This is a genomic window from Kribbella sp. NPDC051936, assembly GCF_040680955.1.
In the GTDB taxonomy this organism is placed as follows: domain Bacteria; phylum Actinomycetota; class Actinomycetes; order Propionibacteriales; family Kribbellaceae; genus Kribbella.
Window position 1 is genome coordinate 25,725 of record NZ_JBFAXS010000007.1, and the last position, 18,050, is coordinate 43,774.

Sequence of the window (18,050 nt, forward strand, 5' to 3'; positions counted from 1 at the left end):
CTGAAACCGGCGGGTCCTGAACTGGAAAGGACCCGCCGGTACGGCGGGGCGCCCCTAGGGTTCCGCTGCTGGTCGAGCCGATGGCAGGTCTGGTCCGAGAGGGGAGGCGGTGCTGTCGCCGGCATTGTGCGGCGGCACCGTTCCACGGCGGGACAAAAGCCCGGGAGGCCTTGAAGGCCCCGGGTTGCCGTGCGCGCATTCCGGGCCCGATCCAGCGGAGGCCGGACATGTCAGCACCCCCCGAAACCCTGACCACCGATGAACTGGGAGCGCGCGACCTCGGCCGCTTCGGCTACTCCCAGCAGCTCTCGCGCCGCGTCGGCAGCTACGCGTCGTTCGCGGCCGGATTCTCGTTCGTCTCGATCCTCACCACCGTCTTCCAGCTGTTCGGTCTGGGCTTCGGCTTCGGCGGCACGGCGTTCTTCTGGACCTGGCCGGCCGTCCTCGCCGGTCAGCTGATGGTGGCGTTGTGCTTCGCCGAACTCGCCGCGCGGTACCCGCTGTCCGGCGCGATCTACCAATGGGCCCGCCGGCTCGGCGGCGCGGTCGTCGGGTGGTTCGCGGGCTGGACGATGGTGATCGCGCAGATCATCACGCTGGCCACGGCCGCGATCGCGCTGCAGGTCGTGCTGCCCGCGGTCTGGCCCGGGTTCCAGCTGGTCGGCACGGATCCGGCGCTGGCGTCGAGGGACGGCGCCGCGAACGCCGTGGTGCTCGGGTGCCTGCTGCTCGTCGCGACGACGGTGCTCAACGCGACGAGTGTGCGGATCACCGCGATCGTCAACTCGGTCGGCGTGACCTGCGAACTGGTCGGCGTCGTGCTGATCGTCGTCCTGCTGACCAGCAATGCGGAGCGCGGGCCGTCCGTCGTCCTGCACACGACGAATCTCGACAGCACGACCGGGTACGTCGTACCGCTGCTGGTCTCGGCGCTGATGGCGGCTTATGTGCTGGTCGGGTTCGACAGTGCGGGCGAGTTGTCGGAGGAGACGCACAAGCCGCGCGCGACGACTCCGCGGACGATCCTCCGGGCGGTGATCGCGTCCGGGATCGGCGGCGCGTTCCTGATCGTCGCGGCGTTGATGGCCGCGCCGTCGGTGACTGACGGGGATCTCGCCACGCAAGGGCTTCCCTACGTGCTGACGAGTCGGCTGGGTACGACGCCCGGCAAGCTGCTGCTGCTCGACGTCGCGCTCGCGGTGTGCGTGTGCACGCTGGCGATCCAGACCGCCGCGGCGCGGATGATCTTCTCGATGGCGCGCGACAACGTGCTGCCGGGATCGCGTCAGCTCCGCGAGGTGTCGCCGCGGACCGGTACGCCGGTCGCCGCGACCGTGGTGCCCGGCGTGCTGGCCGGTGTCTGCCTGGTCGTCAACGTCGGGAACGCGGGCCTGTTCCTGGGGCTGGCGAGCGTCTGCATCATGCTGCTCTACGTCGCGTACCTGATGGTCACCGCGCCGTTGCTGGTACGGCGCCTGACCGGGCGCGGGTTGTCCGCCGGAGTGGACGAGAACGGGCGGCCGCTGTTCTCGCTCGGCCGGGTCGGCGTGCTGGTCAACTTCGTTGCCGTTGGCTACGGACTCGCGATGGCGATCAACCTCGGCTGGCCGCGCGCCGAGGTCTACGACCCGGCAGGTGAGGGCTGGTACCTGCACTACCTTCCGCTGATCACCCTTGCCGTCGTCGCCGTCGGCGGCCTTCTCGCCTTCCGGGCTCAGCGGAGCGCTTACTACGCCTCGATCGGGCTGCCGCTGCGCACTGCCGTACCGGTTGTCGAGGTCGAAGGAGCCGGCGCATGACACATACCCACGACATGCCCGGTGACGCGGCGTGGTCCGCGCCGGTGCGGGCCGGACGCGTCATCACGCTGACGGCGCTCAACGACGGCGCGAACGCGTCGGTGCTGATCATCGGCGCCGACCGTCTCGATCGGCTGAACATCCCGGACACGCTCAAGGCGCAGATGTCGGCGCGCATCAAGCCCGGCATGGTGCTGATGTCGGACCGCGGGCTGGCGCTGGCGACGGTCCTGGCCTCGAGCCTCGACTGGCACGACTGCCTGACCGGCGCGGCGCCCGACCGGTTGCTGCTGCTCGAACTCGTGAAGCACGGTTTCGGTGCGGACGATCTGCACGGCTGCATCAACTTCTTCAGCAAGGTCGGCGTCGCGGACGACGCCCGCGCGTCGCTGGCCTTCGCCCCCGGCCATGCCCGCGCGGGTGACACCGTCACGCTCCGCGCGGACCAGGACCTGCTGGTCTTCGTGTCGACCGCGGCTCATGCGCTGTCCGATCTGCCCGCGGTCGGTGTCGCCGTACAGATCGAGACGCCGGAACACACCGAGGATCCCGACCTGCGGGAGGAAGCGGTCCGCGCACTGCGTCTGACCCGGGAGTTGATCGCATGACCGTGACCGAGACGGCAACTGGCCTCGACACCGTCGTAGCTGCGGGCGACGGCGCCCTCGTGACCGTTCCGGCCGGCGGGCGCCTGCGGATCGTGGACCTGCACGGGAATCAGGCCGTGGACACGTTGTTCTACGACGCCCACGACATCGAGAACCGCTACTCCGCCTTCGACACGATCCGCGAGCAGCGAGCGGTGTTCCTGACCACCGGGTCACGGCTGCTGTCGACCCGGCTCGACGAGCTCGCGGTGATCACCGACGACACCTGCGGCCGGCACGACACCGTCGGCGGCGCGTGCTCACAGGAGAGCAACGTCATCCGGTACGGCGAGTTCACGCGGCACCAGCATGCCTGCCGGCAGACCTTCCTGCGGTACGGCGCCGCGGCCGGTATCGGTCAGCGGCAGCTCACGCACAACATCAACTTCTTCATGAACGTGCCGGTGACGGCGAGCGGCGGGCTGACGTTCGAGGACGGTCTGTCGGCGCCGGGCAAGTACGTCGAGGTCACCGCGAGCCGTGACCTGTTCGCGCTGATCAGCAATTGTCCGCAGGTCAACAATCCGTGCAACGGCTGGAACCCGACGCCGATCCAGCTGCTGGGCCGGTGGTGACCGGTGGCCGTGATCATTGTCAACAATCCTGGTGTCCAAACGACGGTGCAGGATCTCGCCGGGCGGCCGGGGCTGTGGGAGGTCGGCGTGCCACCGTCCGGCGCCGCTGACGAGCTGACGTTCGCCCTGCTCAACGCTGCGGTCGGCAATCCGGACACGGCAGCCGGCCTGGAGTGCGTGCTCGCCGGGCCCGTGCTGACGTGCGACGAGGACCGGCTGATCTGCGTCGGCGGCGCGGCGCAGCGTGCGACTGTCGACAATCTGCCGATCAGGCCGGGAATGGTCGTGCTCTGGCCGGCCGGCTCCGTGCTGGACGTCGGCCCGCTCGACGGTCCCGGGATGCGGGCCTACGTGGCCGTCCAGGGCGGACTGGACGTGCCGCGCGTGCTCGGGAGCCGGTCCACGTTCATCCTCGGCGGCTTCGGCGGTCACGACGGTCGCCCGCTGTTGGAGGGCGACCGGATTCCGCTGGGCCGCCGGGAGAACCTGCTGACCCCGTTGTCGGTGGAGCTGCCGTCGATGTCCGGCTCGTGGCAGATCCGCGTCATCCCTGGGCCGCACGGTGCGCCGGAGCATCTCACGGCGGACGGTGTCGACGCGTTCTTCGCGAACAACTGGATTGTCGACCATCGCTCCGATCGCACCGGGGTCCGGTTGCTCGGTCCGACTCCCGGCTGGGCCCGGACCGACGGCGGCGAGGCGGGCCTGCATCCGTCGAACGTCCACGATTCGGCGTACCCGGTCGGCGGCATCATGCTGTCCGGCGACACCCCGGTCATCGTCGGCAAGGACGGCCCGTCGCTCGGCGGTTTCGTCGTACCGGCCGTGGTGATCGAGGCCGACCGCTGGATGCTCGGCCAGCTGCGCGCAGGCGACGCCGTGCGATTGGTCCCGGTGACGCAGGAAACGGCAACCGAAGCGATCCGGGCCCGCCGCCGCTGGCTGACCGACCTACGCCAGGAGCCGACCATGGTCGCCGTGTCGGCCGCTGCACCCGAACGCCCGAACACACTGCACCGAGGCGATCCGGCCGGCACCACGCCGGCGTACACGATCAGATGCGCGGGCGAACGGCACCTGCTGGTCGAAGCCGGACCGGCCGAACTGGATCTCACCGTCCGAGTGTGGATCCACCTGCTGGCCCAAGCCCTCCGGGACGACCGCCCGGCCGGCGTGACGGAGATCGTCGAGGGCGTGCGGTCGCTGCTGGTCGCGGTCGACTCGGCCCGGATCGCCCTGACCTCGCTCGCGGAACAGCTCGCGTTCCTGGCGGCCGGACTGGCTGATCCCGAGACCGTGGTGCTGCCGGCCCGCGAGGTCGTGCTGCCGATCGCGTTCGACCATCCCGAGGCGCACGAGGCGATGCGCCGGTACGCGACGTCGGTGCGGCCGGACGCGCCGTGGTGCCCGGACAACGTCGAGTTCATCCGGCGGGTGAACGATCTCGGCGCGCGCGACGACGTGTTCGAGATCGTGCAGGCCGCGACGTACCTGGTGGTCGGTCTCGGCGACGTGTACCTCGGCGCACCGGTCGCCGTACCGGTCGATCCGCGGCACCGTCTCGTCACGACGAAGTACAACCCGGCCCGGACCTGGACGCCGCAGAACGCCGTCGGGATCGGCGGGATCTACCTGTGTGTGTACGGGATGGAAGGCCCGGGCGGGTACCAGCTGGTCGGACGCACCGTCCCGGTCTGGCGGCTGTCCCCCGCCGACGAGCAGCCCTGGCTCCTGCGGCAGTTCGACCTGATCAGATTCACCCCGGTGAGCGCGGAGCAGCTCGCCCACGAGCGGGCCGAGATCGCTGCCGGGCGAGCCGATCTCAAGACCGCGCCGGCGACGTTCTCGATCGCCGACGTCCGCAAGATCGAGCAGGAGGCACCTGTGGAAATCGCGACCGTGCGGGCCAGACGCCGCGCCGCGTTCGAGGCCGAGAGGGCACGGTGGGGAGCATGAACAACGAGTGGATCACCCGAGTCGACCCGATCGCGCCGCGCCCCGGAGTCCTGAGCGGGCTGACGATGGCGCTGAAGGACAACATCGATCTCGCCGGGGTGCCGACGACGGCCGGCGACCCGCGCAACGCACGGCCCGCGGAGCGCAACGCTTTCGTCGTCGACCAGCTGATCGCGGCCGGCGCCGTACCGCTGGGGAAGACGAACCTCGACCAGTACGCGACCGGGCTGGTCGGCACGCGATCGCCGTACGGCGCATGCCACTCGGTCTTCTCCGACCGGCATGTGTCCGGCGGATCGAGCTCGGGCAGTGCCGTGGCCGTCGCGAGTGGTCAGGTCGACTTCGCGCTCGGCACCGACACGGCCGGCAGCGGACGGGTGCCGGCTGCCTTCAATCGGATTGTCGGCATCAAACCGAGCCGCGGGCTGGTCTCGGCGCGCGGCGTCGTACCGGCCTGCCGGTCACTCGACTGCGTGACCGTCATGGCGAGGACCGTGGCGACCGCGCGGGCGGCGTACGAGGTGATGGCCGCGTACGACCCGGACGACGCGTGGTCGCGGCGCGCGTCCGACCTGCCCCGGCGGCGGCCCGGCTCCGGCGGCGTGATCGGCGTACCGGACATCGGGCTTGAACTGGATCCGCTGCACGAGGCGGCCTGGCAGGAGACGCTCGCCGAGGCGCATCGGCTCGGCGAGGTCGTGAAGGTGGATGTGCGGCCGCTGCTCGAGGCCGCGGATCTGCTGTACTCCGGGCCGTGGCTGGCCGAGCGCTGGCTCGCCTTCGGGGACAAGCTGGACGACGATCCGGCGGTCGACCCGACCGTGCGGACGATCGTGCGGGGCGGCGCGTCGCTAACCGCGGCCGCCGCGTTCGCGGGCTTCGACCGGCTCGCGACCCTGGCCCGCGCGAGCGAACACCTGTGGACGAAGCTCGACGCGCTGCTGTTGCCGGTGACGCCCGGGCATCCCACGTTGGCGGAGGTCGCGGCCGATCCGATCGGCACGAACAGCCGCCTCGGCCGGTTCACGAACATGGTCAACCTCCTTGATCTGTGCGCGGTGGCGTTCCCGGGACCGGATCGCGCCGACGGGCTGCCGTTCGGGATCCAGCTGCTGGCACCGGCCGGGCATGACGTCGAGCTCATCGACTTGGCGGCTGCGTGGACCGGCGAGGACGTGCCGGCGTCGGGCGGCGACGTGCTGCTCGCGGTCGCGGGCGCGCATCTGTCCGGCCAGCCGCTCAACGACCAGCTGGTACGGCGTGGTGCGCGGCTGGCGTTCGCCGCGCGGACCGCGTCGTCGTACCGGATGTACCTCGTCGACGGGCCGCGTCCGGGACTGACCCGGACGTTGGCGGGTGCGGACGGTCCAGGGATCGAAGTCGAGGTGTGGAGGCTGCCCGCGGCCGAGCTGGGCGGTTTCGCGACGACCATCGATCCGCCGCTGGCGATCGGGCCTGTGGAACTGTCGGACGGGCAGCACGTGCTCGGGTTCGTCTGTACGGCGGATGCCGCGGATCCGGCGCGGGACATCACGGCCGCGGGCGGCTGGCGGGCGTACCTGGCCGGGAGCTGACCCTATGGTTGGTGGGCATGAGCCTGACGTCCGCCGAACAGACAGTGCTGGACCGGATCGACGAGGGCCTGCTGGTCCGGGTGACGCAGGACCTGCTCCGGGCACCCGGCCAGAATCCGCCTGGCGAGGAGAGCGCCACCGTTGCCGCTCTCGCCGCGGCGGCGCGCGAACTCGACCTCGACGTCCGGACGACACCCGTCGAGCGTGACCGGGACAACGTCTCGGTCACGCTTGCCGGAGGCAACGGCCCCGGCCTGTTGCTGCTCGGGCACACCGATGTGGTTCCGGTCGGCGACGGCTGGACGGTCGACCCTTTCGGCGGTCTCCTGCGTGACGGCCGGATCTACGGCCGCGGCGCCTCGGACATGAAAGGCGGCCTCGCCGCAGCCCTGGTCGCGCTGGCCGCCCTCCGAGGCACCACTCTCACCGGCCCGGTCGAGCTACTCGCCGTCGTAGACGAAGAAGAGACCGGCAAGGGCATCCGCGCCTCCGTCGAAGCCACCAAGCCTGCGCCTGTGGATAACCCAGCCGAGCCCGGCCCGCCGCTCGATAGACTTGAAGCGGAAAGGACAGGGGCGAGACACAACTCCACCAGCACCCGGTCCCGTCGGTACCTCGGCTGCATCACCGCCGAGCCCACCGACCTTCAGACGATCATCGCGGCGCGCGGCGACTCGTACCTGCAGGTCTCGGTCCACGGTCGCGCCTCGCACGCCGGCAACCCGGACGGCGGGGCGAACGCGATCTACGGCGCGGCCGCGGTGGTCGCCGAGATCGAACGCCTGCATCACGAACTCGCCGCCGCACCGCATCCTTTGCTCGGCCCAGCGACCTGGAGCGTCGGCCAGATCAACGGCGGCACCGGCGGCTCGATCGTCCCCGCCGACTGCGTGGTCGTCGCCGACCGCCGGCTTCTGCCGGGCGAATCCCCCGCCGAGGTCCTCGCCGACCTCGGCCGCCGCATCGCCGCCCTGCACCTGGAGGATCGCGGCCTCACGGTCGAGCTCGCGATGCCGATGGAGATGCCCGCCTTCGAGACCCCCGAGGAGCACGAACTGGTCCGGGTCACCGAGGCGGCCCGGTTCGACGCCGGCGGACCACCGCTCCCGCTGGCCGGCTGGACCGCGGCCTGCGACGGCGGGTACGTCGCCCGCGACCTCGGCGTACCGGTGGTTGTCCTCGGCCCCGGTTCGGTCACCACCCAGGCACACCGCGCCGACGAATCGGTCGCCGTCGCGGAACTCGTCATCGCCGCACGCGCCTACGCGCTGGCCGCGCTGAGGTTGCTGTGACTCGCCGAGTGGTGCTTCGGGGCGGGTCGGTTCTTGATGTTGTGTCCGGTGAAGTACGGCGGGCTGATGTGGTGCTGGCCGGTGATCGGATCGTCGAGGTCGGGATCGGCTTGGACGGTGACGAGGCGGTCGACTGCGACGGCGGGCTGCTGGTTCCGGGGTTCATCGACTGCCATACGCACCTGTGCATCACGCAGACGCGGATCGATCCGTTCGGGCTGCCGCGATCCGTTCGGCCCCTGTCCGCCGTACCTGTGCTGCGAACACTCCTCGGCCTCGGCGTCACCACCGTGCGGGACGCGTGGGGCGCCGACGCCGGCGTACGGATGGCCGTCGAGAAAGGCTGGATCGACGGGCCGCAGGTGCTGCTCAGCCTGCGGCAGGTGGGGACGACCGGCGGCATCGGCGATCTCTGGGCGCCGCGGACCGGACCGCTCGACTTCTTCGAGGATCCCTCGCTGCCGGACCCGATCTTCAACGGGGCCGACGAGGCGCGGGCCGTCGTGCGGCGGATGATCCGGGCCGGCGCGGACTGGATCAAGGTGACCGCGACCGGATCCCTGGCGATCGGCAAGGGCCTCACCGATCTCGAGCTGACCGACGACGAAATGACCGCACTCGTCGACGAAGCCCGGCGGCGCGGAGGCCGGCGCGTCATGGTGCACGCGCACGGAGCACGGGCCGCGGAGCTCGCCGCACGCGCCGGCGCGGGCAGCATCGAGCACGGCACGTACCTGGACGAATCCGCCGTACAGGCAATGGCGGACTCAGGGACCTGGTACGTGCCGACGCTGTCGGTCACCCAATCCGACCCGACAGCCGTACCGGACGGCGCCGCCGAGGCTCATCGCGAATCGGTGCGACTCGCGATCGCCGCGGGGGTGAACATCGCGATGGGCACCGACAACCCGGTCCGGCCGCACACCGAGGTGCTGTGGGAGCTGCGGCATCTGGCTGCCGCCGGCCTCGGTGATGCGGGTGCACTGCGAGCGGCGACGATCGGCGCGGCGCGACTGCTGGGTCTCGCGGACGACCGCGGCGAGATCGCGGAGGGCAAGCGTGCCGATCTGGTCCTGCTCGACGGCACCGAGCTGGACTGCACCGCGCTCCACGGCCGGATCCGGCGGGTCTTTCACAACGGAGCCGAAGTCGGGCGTTGACCCTGACACCGTGTCAGGTCATAGACCGGGGCGCATGATGACTGCAGGAGAGATCGCGGACCGGATCCGCACAGGTCAGGTGTCGTCGCGTGAGGTGACCGAGGAGCTGCTGGCGCGGATCGCGGACGACCAGGAGGTCAACGCGGTCGTCGAGGTACGCCGGGAGTACGCCCTGGCGGCGGCCGATCGGGCCGACGCGATGGTGGCGGCGCGCGGATCGCTCGGGCCGATCGGATCGCTGCACGGTGTGCCGATGACGGTCAAGGACTGCTTCGACGTCGCCGGTCTGCACACTACGTGGGGCAATCCGGCGTTCGCTGAACACGTCGCCGACCGGGACGCGGCGGTCGTCGAGCGGCTGCAGCGCGCGGGGGCGATCGTCGTCGGGAAGAGCAACGTGCACGCGATGCTCGCCGACTTCGGCCAGACCGCGAACGAGATCTACGGCCGGACGAACAACCCCGCCGATCTCACTCGGACGCCCGGCGGATCGAGCGGCGGCGGCGCCGCGGCACTCGCCGCCGATCTGACCTATCTGGAATATGGCTCCGACCTGGTCGGCTCGATCCGCCTGCCGGCGGCGTACTGCGGCGTGTACGGACTCAAACCCACGAACGGCCTGGTCCCACAGCGCGGCTTCCAGGTCCCCGGTACGCCGTACCTCCCCAGCGAGCTGCCCAACTTGTCAACAATCGGACCACTCGCCCGCACCGCCGGCGACCTACGGCTCGCCCTGCACGCCACCGCCGGCCCCGAGGCGCCGTACACGTACACGCTGCCCCGCCCCCGGCACACCCGTCTCGCGGACTATCGCGTCGGCGTGGTCCTGGACCACCCCGCGGCCCCGGTCACCAGCGAGGTCGGCGACGCACTGTCCGACACGATCGACCGACTCGCCCGCAGCGGCGCAAAGATTGTCGACAACTGGCCGGACGACGTCGACCCCGACGAGCAAGCCGAAGAGTTCGGCCGCCAGGTGGAACTCTTCTTCGCCCTCCACGCCAACCCCGACGATGACCCCGGCGGCGGGTCCGGGAGTGGTCTGACGCTTGAGGACGTGCGCGGGCTGGATCGGCGGCGGATGGCGGCGCGCGGTCGGTGGCAGCGGTACTTCGAGGATGTCGACGTCTTCCTCTGCCCGACCAGCTTCACCGTCGCGTTCCCCCACGGATCGTCGACAATCGACGGCCTGCCGTACGAAACGCAGGTCTTCTGGATCGCCCACGCCGCGCTGACCGGGCACCCCGCGCTCAGCATGCCGATCGCACGCACGCCGGCAGGGTTGCCGATCGGCGCTCAGGTGATCGGTCCGTGGCACGAGGACGACACCGCGATCACGTTCGCGGAACTCCTGGCTGGTTGACTGCCGTCATGTTCGCGATCGGTGAATTCGCCCGCCACGGCCGGGTGTCGATTCGGATGCTGCGGCACTACGACGCCATCGGCCTGCTGCGCCCCGCGTACGTCGACCCCGCCACCGGCTACCGCAGCTACACCGCCGCCCAGCTCGCCGACCTGAACCGAATCGTCGCACTCAAGGACCTCGGCTTCTCCCTCGACCAGGTCAACAAGATGATTGCCGACAATCTCAGCCTGTCCGAGCTCCGCACGATGCTCACCATGCGACGCGCACAGCTGGAGACCACCCTGGCCGAGAGCCAGGCCCGGCTCGCGCAAGTCGAGTCACGCCTGCGCGGCCTCGAGAACGACGTCCCAACCGCGGACGTCGTGGTCAAGGACCTGCCCGCCGTACGACTCGTTGGCCTGACCGCGACAGCGGCCAGTTTCACGCCGGACGACATCACTCCCGTGGTCCACCCCCTCTGCGCAGAGCTCGGCCGGCGGCTACCGGATGCAGACGTCCACCCCGCCGGCCGGCTGACCTGCCTGTACGCGCAAAGCTCCGAGGACGAGGTCGTCGTACGTGCGACGGTCCCGGCCGCGGTCGATGCCGGCGGCAACCTCAACGGCCTCGAGGTGGTCGACCTGCCGGCAACGCAGGCAGCGACGCTGGTGCACCGCGGACCGATCGATCAGGTGCTGCCGTCCTGGCAGGCGCTGGCGCGCTGGCTCGACGACAACGGCCGGCGCGCCGCCGAGCCGGCCCGCGAGCTCTACCTCGACACCCCGGAGAACCCGGACGACTGGGTCACCGAATTGCAGCAGCCCCTCACAAGCGGCTGAACGACAACGTCTCCCCGCGGGCGCCGCCCATCCACAGGTCCTGGCAGGCGGCGGCGAACTCGTCGAGGTTCTCGGTGATCGCGCCGAAAACGTTTCCCGGCACCCATCCCTGGTCGCCGTTGATCAGCAGGTTGTTCCGGCCGTAGAACACCGCGAGGTCGACGATCGCGCCGGTCGTACCGGTGCCGGTCGTGTTCTCGTACCCGTAGGCGGGATTGCCCAGGTCGTCGGAGTCGAACGAGAACCAGCACAGGTCCCCCGGGATCGGCGTGACGGTGGTGTTCTCCTTGCCCGGATCGGGCGCGAACGCCGGAACCAGCGTGTAGATTTCGTTCCGCGCGTATTTTCCGTGGAACACCGGCGCCGACAGCGGCAGCGCATCCCAGACCGCCGCGCAGGTCCGGGGAGCCACGTCGTCGAGCAGCTTCGCCACGCAGCTCACGCCGCGCTTGTCCAGGCTGACCGTGATGTGCTTCATCATCTCTCCAAGGTCGGGGTCCGGCGGTGCCAGTCGGTCGCGGCCTGATACGCCTGGCCGACCCGCAACGTCAGCGCGTCGGCATGTCGCGGTCCGACGACCTGCAACCCCACGGGCAGACCCTCGCTCGTGAAGCCGCACGGCACGCTCAGCGCGGGCTGTTGAGTGAGGTTGAACGGATACGTGTACGGCGTCCAGTCGGTCCAGTCCGGCGACGACGACCCGTCCGGCACGTCCTGGCCGACCGGGAACGCGGTGATCGGCAGCGTCGGCGTCACGAGCACGTCGTACTGCTGGTGGAAGCGCCCCATCAGCGTCCCGAGCTCCATCCGGACGTTGGTCGCGTCGAGGAAGTCCGACGCCGAGAAGGCCGACCCCTGCGCGGCGACCCGGCGCAGCCCCGGGTCGACGCGATCGTCGACCGCGTACGCCGACAGCACTTTCGCGGCACCGGACCACCAGAGCACGTTGAACGCGTCGATCGGATCCGCGAACCCGGGATCCACCTCCGTCACCTCGGCGCCGAGGTCCGCGAGCACGCCGACCGCGGCGCGGACCAGCGCGTCGACCTCCGGATGATTGTCAACAAAACCAAGATCGGACGAGAACCCGATCCGCAGACCGGCCACGCCGTCGTCGAGGCCGTCCAGGAAGGACCGGGCCGGTGTCGGCATCGCGGACCAGTCGCGCGAGTCGAACCCGGCGACCACGTCGAGCAGGGCAGCCGCATCGCGTACGGTCCGGGTCATCGGCCCGGCGTGCGACAACGTCCCGAACGCGCTCGGCGGGAACAGCGGGATCAGCCCGTACGTCGGTTTCAGCGCGACCGTTCCGGTGAACGCGGCCGGGATCCGCACCGATCCACCGCCGTCCGTACCGAGCGACCACACGCCCATCCCGAGGCCGACCGCGGTCGCCGAGCCGCCGCTCGAGCCGCCCGACGTCCTCGCCGGATCCCACGGGTTGCCGGTCGCGCCGTAGGTGAACGAGTCGGTGACGCCCTTCCACGAGTACTCCGGTGTGGTCGTCTTGCCGAGGATGACGGCGCCCGTCTCGCGCAGCCGGGCGACGGACGGCGCGTCCTCGTCCCACGGCCCGGCCGGGTCGATCATCGTGCTGCCGCGCAGTGTCGGCCAGCCTTTTGTCCACAATGCGTCCTTGATGGACGTCGGCACACCGTCGCCGGGTCCGAGCGGGGTTCCGGCGTGCCAGCGGGTCTCCGATTCCTTCGCGGCGGCGAGCGCGCCTTCGGCGTCGACCAGGACGAAGGCGTTGACCTGGTCGTCGTACCGCTCGATCGCGTCCAGTGCCTGCTGCGTCGCCTCGACGGGCGACAGTGCGCCGGTCCGGTAGCCCTCGACCAGCTCGGTTGCCTCGGTCATCGATCTCCCGTCGGAACGTAGCCAAGCTTCTTGTCGACAATGTTCAGCAGCGGTTCGCCGGCCAGCCAGTGCCGCACATTGGTCGCGAACTGCGCCGCCAGGGTGTCGCGCCAGCCGACGACGTCGCCCGACATGTGCGCGGTGACCGTGACGTTCGGCGCGTCCCAGAGCGGATGGTCCGGCGGCAGTGGCTCGGTGTCGAACACGTCGAGCGTGGCGGCGATCCGCCCGCTGCCGACAGCGGCGAGCAGTGCCGTTTCGTCGACAATCGGACCGCGGGCAATGTTCACCAGGTGCGCTCCCGGCCGCAGCGCGGCGAGGACAGCGGCGTCGACGAGCCCGCGGGTCGCCGCGGTCAACGGCGCCGCGATCACGAGGTGGTCGGCCCAGCCGGCCTCGGCCGACAGGTTGCTGCTGGCAACGATCGTGCCGAAGTCCGGGTCGCCCCCTCGCGCGACCCGGCCGGCACCCCGGACCTCCAGACCGGCCGCGCGCAGCAGCCGGGCCGTCTCCCGCCCGATCGCGCCGGTCCCCACGACCAGCGCCTTCGCGCCCAGCACGCTCCGGGTCTCGCGGTGCTGCCAGCGCCGCTCGCGCTGCAGGCCGAAGCTGCGGAGGCTGTCCTTGGCGTGCGCGATCACTGCGCCCAGCACGTACTCGGCGATCGGCCGGTCGAACACTCCGTGCGCGTTCGTGACCACGACCGCGGAGTCGCGCAGTTCGTCGAAGAGCAAGGTGTCCACACCGGCTGCGGTCACATGGATCCATTCGAGCGCGTCAGCCGCCGCCCAAGCGTCCCGGACCGCCGTCGAGAAGAAATCCCAGAGCATCAGGGCGCGCGCACCCCGAACCGCGACGGCCAGCCCGTCCGCGGCGCAGTACCGGAAGTCGACCGGCAGCCCGTCCAGCCCCGGCGGCCGGTCGGTCGCACGCTCACAGAGCACCGCGACCACGGGGCGCTCGGTGCTTGCTGGCGGGAGGGCTGGCACGTGATCGAGGCTAGGAACTCGCTAGTAGGATTGTCAACAATCTCCTTCGCGCCGCACACTGACTGGCATGAGCACGCGTCCCTCCACCCACCCGCTGCCGGCGGCGGTGCCGCCACTGCTGCAGACCGGGATCGGCGTCGTCGCGCCGTACGACTTCGCGCTCGACCGCGAGCTGTGGCGCTGGGTGCCCGACGACGTCACGCTGCACGTCACGCGGACGCCGTACGCGCCGATGGCCGCCACGGTCGAGATGGCCGTGCACATCTCGGATCCGGAGCTGATCGCGCGGACGACGTACGACGTGCTACCGGTCGGTCCGCTCGTGGTCGCGTACGCCTGCACGTTCGGCAGCTTCGTCGGCGGACTGACCGGTGAACTCGCCCTCGTGGACGCGATGGTCGGCGCGGGGGCGCCCGCCGCGGTGACCACCAGCGGCGCGCTGCTGCTCGCACTGCGCCGGCTCCGGGTCAACCGGATCGCGACGGTCACGCCGTACACCAACGACCTGACCGTGGGGCTGAGCGCGTTCCTCGCCCAGGCCGGGGTCGAGGTGGTCGCGACCGCCGGGCTCGGGCTGATCGCGCAGATCTGGGCGGTCCCCTACGAGACGACGGTCGAGCTGGTCCGCAGCGTCGACAGCGACGCGGTCGAGGCGATCTTCATCAGCTGCACCAACCTGCCGACGTACGACGTGATCGCCGGGCTGGAGGCCACGCTCGGCAAGCCGGTGCTGACCGCGAACCAGGTCACGATGTGGTCGGCGCTCGAACTCGCCGGCCACGAAGGAGTCGGTCCGGGACAACGATTGTTGACAATCCGATGAGCGAATATGCCGCCCGGCTGACCCGGGTTCGCGCGGTCCTGGCCGAGCGCGGCCTCGGTGCGCTCGTGGTCAGCGATCCCGCGAACCTCTTCTATCTCACCGGCTACGACGCCTGGTCGTTCTACACGCCGCAGTGCCTGCTCGTCCCGGCCGATGGTGACGTGCAGTTCTTCGCGCGGGCGATGGATGCGGCGGGCGCGTCGTACACCTCCAACCTGCGCGCCGACCAGATCCACGGGTATCCCGAGGTGCTGGTACACCGGCCGGACGTCCATCCGTACGACTGGATCGCGAACATCTGCCACGAGCTGATCCCAGCCGGTGCGGACGTGGCCGTCGAGAGCGATGCGCACTACTTCACCGCCCGCGGCTACCTTGCCCTCAGCAACGGCCTGCCCGGCCGTAGGCTGGTCGACTCGGCCGAGCTGGTGAACTGGGTCCGGCTGGTCAAGTCGCCGCAGGAACTGGACCACCTCCGGATCGCCGGCGCGATCGCGGAGCAGGCGATGCGGGTCGCGCTCGACCGGCTCCGGCCCGGCCGGCGGCAGTGTGACGTCGCCGCCGAGATCCTCGCCGCGCAGGCGACCGGAACACCGGAGCACGGGGGCGACTATCCGGCCATCGTGCCGATGCTGCCGACCGGCGACGCCGCCGGGACGCCGCACCTGACCTGGAGCGATCGTCCGTTCGTCGACAATCAGGCCACCACGGTCGAACTGGCCGGCGTCCACGGCCGGTACCACGCGCCGCTCGCCCGCACCGTGATGCTCGGCGATCCGCCGCGACGGCTCCGCGAGACGGCGAAGATCGTTGCCGACGGCATGCAGGCGACGTTGTCGACAATCCGGCCGGGCGTCACCGGCAGCGCGGTGCACGCCGCGTTCAACGCGGTGATCGCGGCGCACGGTCTGGTGAAGGAATCGCGGATCGGGTACTCGATCGGTATCGGGTACCCGCCGGACTGGGGCGAACGCACCGTCAGCCTGCGCTCCGGGGAGACCACCGTGCTGACCGCGGGAATGGCGTTCCACGTCATCCTCGGAATGTGGATGGACGGGTGGGGATACGAATTGTCCGAACCCGTCGTGGTCAGCTCCGACGGAGTGGAACGACTGACCGGCCTGTCGCACGATCTGACCATCAGGAGGTAGCCCCTTGTCAGCACGCCCTGCACCCGCAGCGCTCCCGTACGCCGCCCGCGCCACCGGTCTGGTGGGTTCGGTGATCGACTCGAGTACGTCGCTCCTGCACAAGCAGACACACGACATCGTGCGGTTCGCGATGGGATCGCCCGCGGCGGAGGCCGTCCCGGCGCGGATCCTGTCCGCAATCGCGGCCGAGGAGCTGAGTCGTCCCGCCGCCTTCGACTATGCGGCGACCGAGGGCGACCCGCCGCTGCACGCGGCGCTGCTGGAGATGCTGCGCGGGACCAGCGACCAGACGACCGCCGATCGGCTCACCGTCACGGCCGGCGGCATGCAGGGCCTCGACCTGTTCTGCAAGATCTTCGTCGACCCGGGCGACCTGGTCGTCGTCGAGTCACCGACGTACACCAACGGCAGCGCGACGGCGCTCTCGTACGGCGCGGAGCTGCTCGAGGTGCCGGTCGACGACGACGGCATGATTGTCGACGATCTACCGCGACTGCTGGACGGGCGAACGCCGAAGGCGATCTACACGATCCCGACGTTCCAGAACCCGTCCGGCGCGACGCTGTCGCTGCACCGGCGGCAGCGTCTGCTGGAGCTGGCCCGTGGATGGGGGTCGATGGTGATCGACGACGACCCGTACGGTCTGCTCCGGTTCGCCGGCGATCCCCTGCCGACGCTGCGGGAGCTCGGCGCGGGCGATCCGCTGGTGTTCGCCGTACGGACGTTCTCGAAGATCGTCGCGCCCGGTCTGCGCGTCGGTTGGGTGGACACGGATCCCGAACTGCAGCCGCTGCTGATCAACGCGAAGCAGGCGATGGACACCTGCACGAATCTCCCGGCGCAGCGGCTGCTGACCGGATTCCTGACCGGCGGGCATCTCGACGAACACCTGGTCCGGCAGCGCCGGGAGTACAAGCGGCGCAAGGAAGCGATGCACGCCGCGCTGACCGAACACTTCGGTGACATCGCGCACTGGACAGATCCGGAAGGCGGTTTCTTTCTCTGGGTGACACTGGAGAACGGCGTCGATACCGAGGAACTGTTCGAGGTCGCACTCGCCGAAGGCGTCGCCTTCATCCCCGGACCGGCGTTCTCGCCCACCGGCCGTTTCCGAAACGCTTTCCGGCTCTGTTTCGCGTCGACCGCCGCCGACCGGATCCACGAAGGCGTCGCCCGCCTCCGCCGCGCCGCCGACAAGCTGATGACAACCTAGTTTCGCGGTGTCGTTACCAGGGGACCGTTCCGGCGTCGTCGAAGAATCCGCCGGTCGGTCCGTCGTCGGGCAGGGTCGCGAGGTGAATCGCGATGGCCGCGCCCTGTTGTGGCGTGCGGACGCCGCGGAAGCCGTTGAGGTCGGTGGCGGTGAAGCCGGGGCAGCCGGAGTTGATCAGGATGCTGGTGTCGCCCAGTTCCTTCGCGTATTGGATGGTGAGGGCGTTGAGGAAGGTCTTCGAGGCCAGGTAGCCGGCGGGAACCGGGCCCATGTCGACGTCGGGTGCGGTTTGCAGGGCGAACGAGCCGACGCTGCTGGACATGTTGACAATGCGCGGTGATGCCGAGCCGCGCAGCATCGGCAGCATCGCGTTGGTGACCCGGATGACGCCGATCACGTTGGTTTCCACGACAGCTCGCATGGTCGCGGGCTCGACCGTGGCGGGTGTCTGTGGCAGGCGGCCGGTAATCGCCGCATTGTTGACCAGGACATCGAGCCCACCGGCCTGGCCGGCGATCAACTCGGCCGCAGCGCCCACACTCGCGTCGTCGGTGACGTCGAGCGGCACGGCAAAGGCATCTGTCCCGGCCGCGCGCAGTTTCTCCACCGCGGTCTCGCGGCGTTGCCGATCCCTCGCGCCCACACCGATTCGCCAGCCGAGGGCGCCCAGGCCTGCGGCGATCTCGTATCCGATGCCTTTGTTCGCGCCGGTCACCAGCGCGACTGTCCGTTGACTCATGCCGTCGATCATGGTGCGGACCCGGCCGGGGCGTCCAAGACCGGTCGGGTGGTCGGCGATACCGCACGGGTATTGATCGTGGTCAGCG

General features: G+C 70.3%; 16 protein-coding genes. 12 read left to right on the plus strand and 4 right to left on the minus strand.

Annotated features, from left to right (window positions below; genetic code table 11):
* The first annotated feature begins 227 nt into the window (after window positions 1-227).
* Genes AB0L64_RS24610 through AB0L64_RS24650 form a run of 9 tightly spaced genes read left to right on the plus strand, consistent with a single transcriptional unit; the run spans window position 228 to window position 11,187 of the window.
* Window positions 228-1,799: an amino acid permease gene (locus AB0L64_RS24610; protein ID WP_363713561.1), complete on the plus strand. Its 1,572-nt coding sequence runs from the start codon at window positions 228-230 to the stop codon at window positions 1,797-1,799.
* Window positions 1,796-2,407: a DUF1989 domain-containing protein gene (locus AB0L64_RS24615; protein ID WP_363713563.1), complete on the plus strand. Its 612-nt coding sequence runs from the start codon at window positions 1,796-1,798 to the stop codon at window positions 2,405-2,407. Before AB0L64_RS24610 ends, AB0L64_RS24615 begins: the two co-directional genes overlap by 4 nt.
* Window positions 2,404-3,021, plus strand: a complete 618-nt coding sequence (locus AB0L64_RS24620; protein WP_363713565.1) for an urea amidolyase associated protein UAAP2 — start codon at window positions 2,404-2,406, stop codon at window positions 3,019-3,021. Before AB0L64_RS24615 ends, AB0L64_RS24620 begins: the two co-directional genes overlap by 4 nt.
* 3 nt (window positions 3,022-3,024) lie before the next feature.
* A complete protein-coding gene (locus AB0L64_RS24625) occupies window positions 3,025-4,977 on the plus strand; it encodes a 5-oxoprolinase/urea amidolyase family protein (RefSeq protein ID WP_363713567.1) in 1,953 nt (650 codons plus the stop codon).
* Complete coding sequence (gene atzF / locus AB0L64_RS24630; RefSeq protein WP_363713569.1) at window positions 4,974-6,551, plus strand: allophanate hydrolase; 1,578 nt, start codon at window positions 4,974-4,976, stop codon at window positions 6,549-6,551. Before AB0L64_RS24625 ends, atzF begins: the two co-directional genes overlap by 4 nt.
* A 17-nt stretch (window positions 6,552-6,568) precedes the next feature.
* The gene (locus tag AB0L64_RS24635; RefSeq protein ID WP_363713571.1) at window positions 6,569-7,843 is read left to right on the plus strand and encodes a M20 family metallopeptidase; all 1,275 of its coding nucleotides are present in this window, start codon (window positions 6,569-6,571) and stop codon (window positions 7,841-7,843) included.
* 41 nt (window positions 7,844-7,884) lie between these two features.
* Window positions 7,885-9,003, plus strand: a complete 1,119-nt coding sequence (locus AB0L64_RS24640) for an amidohydrolase family protein (protein ID WP_363713573.1) — start codon at window positions 7,885-7,887, stop codon at window positions 9,001-9,003.
* Window positions 9,004-9,037: 34 nt separating this feature from the next.
* Window positions 9,038-10,366: an amidase family protein gene (locus AB0L64_RS24645; RefSeq protein ID WP_363713575.1), complete on the plus strand. Its 1,329-nt coding sequence runs from the start codon at window positions 9,038-9,040 to the stop codon at window positions 10,364-10,366.
* An 8-nt stretch (window positions 10,367-10,374) separates the two neighbouring features.
* Window positions 10,375-11,187, plus strand: coding sequence for a MerR family transcriptional regulator (locus tag AB0L64_RS24650; protein ID WP_363713577.1), 813 nt, complete (start codon window positions 10,375-10,377; stop codon window positions 11,185-11,187).
* Here the strand turns inward: AB0L64_RS24650 and AB0L64_RS24655 are convergent.
* The 3 genes from AB0L64_RS24655 to AB0L64_RS24665 are packed head-to-tail and all read right to left on the minus strand — an operon-like array spanning window position 11,174 to window position 14,036.
* Complete coding sequence (locus AB0L64_RS24655) at window positions 11,174-11,668, minus strand: DUF3830 family protein (protein ID WP_363713579.1); 495 nt, start codon at window positions 11,666-11,668, stop codon at window positions 11,174-11,176. The two genes, AB0L64_RS24650 and AB0L64_RS24655, sit on opposite strands and share 14 nt — an antisense overlap.
* Entirely contained in the window at window positions 11,665-13,047 is a 1,383-nt protein-coding gene (locus AB0L64_RS24660) for an amidase (protein WP_363713581.1), read from the minus strand. Before AB0L64_RS24660 ends, AB0L64_RS24655 begins: the two co-directional genes overlap by 4 nt.
* Window positions 13,044-14,036, minus strand: a complete 993-nt coding sequence (locus AB0L64_RS24665; RefSeq protein ID WP_363713583.1) for a D-2-hydroxyacid dehydrogenase — start codon at window positions 14,034-14,036, stop codon at window positions 13,044-13,046. The genes AB0L64_RS24660 and AB0L64_RS24665 overlap by 4 nt, the downstream gene beginning before the upstream one ends.
* Before the next feature lie 67 nt (window positions 14,037-14,103).
* Here AB0L64_RS24665 and AB0L64_RS24670 point away from each other — a divergent pair, with 67 nt between their 5' ends.
* From AB0L64_RS24670 to AB0L64_RS24680, 3 genes are read left to right on the plus strand one after another with little or no spacing between them, the layout of a single operon-like run.
* The gene (locus tag AB0L64_RS24670) at window positions 14,104-14,859 is read left to right on the plus strand and encodes an Asp/Glu racemase (protein ID WP_363713585.1); all 756 of its coding nucleotides are present in this window, start codon (window positions 14,104-14,106) and stop codon (window positions 14,857-14,859) included.
* A complete protein-coding gene (locus AB0L64_RS24675; protein WP_363713587.1) occupies window positions 14,856-16,010 on the plus strand; it encodes a M24 family metallopeptidase in 1,155 nt (384 codons plus the stop codon). The genes AB0L64_RS24670 and AB0L64_RS24675 overlap by 4 nt, the downstream gene beginning before the upstream one ends.
* A gap of 4 nt (window positions 16,011-16,014) precedes the next feature.
* On the plus strand, window positions 16,015-17,223 hold the full coding sequence (locus AB0L64_RS24680; protein WP_363713589.1) for a PLP-dependent aminotransferase family protein: 1,209 nt from the start codon (window positions 16,015-16,017) through the stop codon (window positions 17,221-17,223).
* Window positions 17,224-17,236: 13 nt separating this feature from the next.
* On the opposite strand, the gene AB0L64_RS24685 is transcribed toward AB0L64_RS24680, so the two are convergent.
* Window positions 17,237-17,974 (minus strand): SDR family oxidoreductase, encoded by a 738-nt coding sequence (locus AB0L64_RS24685; RefSeq protein ID WP_363713591.1) that lies wholly within the window; start codon window positions 17,972-17,974, stop codon window positions 17,237-17,239.
* Between the last annotated feature and the right edge of the window lie 76 nt (window positions 17,975-18,050).

What these genes read in the sequence shown, in the direction of transcription:
- AB0L64_RS24610 (WP_363713561.1), top strand. Translation starts at nt 228, where the DNA reads ATGTCAGCACCCCCCGAAACCCTGACCACCGATGAACTGGGAGCGCGC.
- AB0L64_RS24615 (WP_363713563.1), top strand. Translation starts at nt 1,796, where the DNA reads ATGACACATACCCACGACATGCCCGGTGACGCGGCGTGGTCCGCGCCG.
- AB0L64_RS24620 (WP_363713565.1), top strand. Translation starts at nt 2,404, where the DNA reads ATGACCGTGACCGAGACGGCAACTGGCCTCGACACCGTCGTAGCTGCG.
- atzF (WP_363713569.1), top strand. Translation starts at nt 4,974, where the DNA reads ATGAACAACGAGTGGATCACCCGAGTCGACCCGATCGCGCCGCGCCCC.
- AB0L64_RS24635 (WP_363713571.1), top strand. Translation starts at nt 6,569, where the DNA reads ATGAGCCTGACGTCCGCCGAACAGACAGTGCTGGACCGGATCGACGAG.
- AB0L64_RS24645 (WP_363713575.1), top strand. Translation starts at nt 9,038, where the DNA reads ATGATGACTGCAGGAGAGATCGCGGACCGGATCCGCACAGGTCAGGTG.
- AB0L64_RS24650 (WP_363713577.1), top strand. Translation starts at nt 10,375, where the DNA reads ATGTTCGCGATCGGTGAATTCGCCCGCCACGGCCGGGTGTCGATTCGG.
- AB0L64_RS24655 (WP_363713579.1), bottom strand. Translation starts at nt 11,668, where the DNA reads ATGATGAAGCACATCACGGTCAGCCTGGACAAGCGCGGCGTGAGCTGC.
- AB0L64_RS24660 (WP_363713581.1), bottom strand. Translation starts at nt 13,047, where the DNA reads ATGACCGAGGCAACCGAGCTGGTCGAGGGCTACCGGACCGGCGCACTG.
- AB0L64_RS24670 (WP_363713585.1), top strand. Translation starts at nt 14,104, where the DNA reads ATGAGCACGCGTCCCTCCACCCACCCGCTGCCGGCGGCGGTGCCGCCA.
- AB0L64_RS24675 (WP_363713587.1), top strand. Translation starts at nt 14,856, where the DNA reads ATGAGCGAATATGCCGCCCGGCTGACCCGGGTTCGCGCGGTCCTGGCC.
- AB0L64_RS24685 (WP_363713591.1), bottom strand. Translation starts at nt 17,974, where the DNA reads ATGATCGACGGCATGAGTCAACGGACAGTCGCGCTGGTGACCGGCGCG.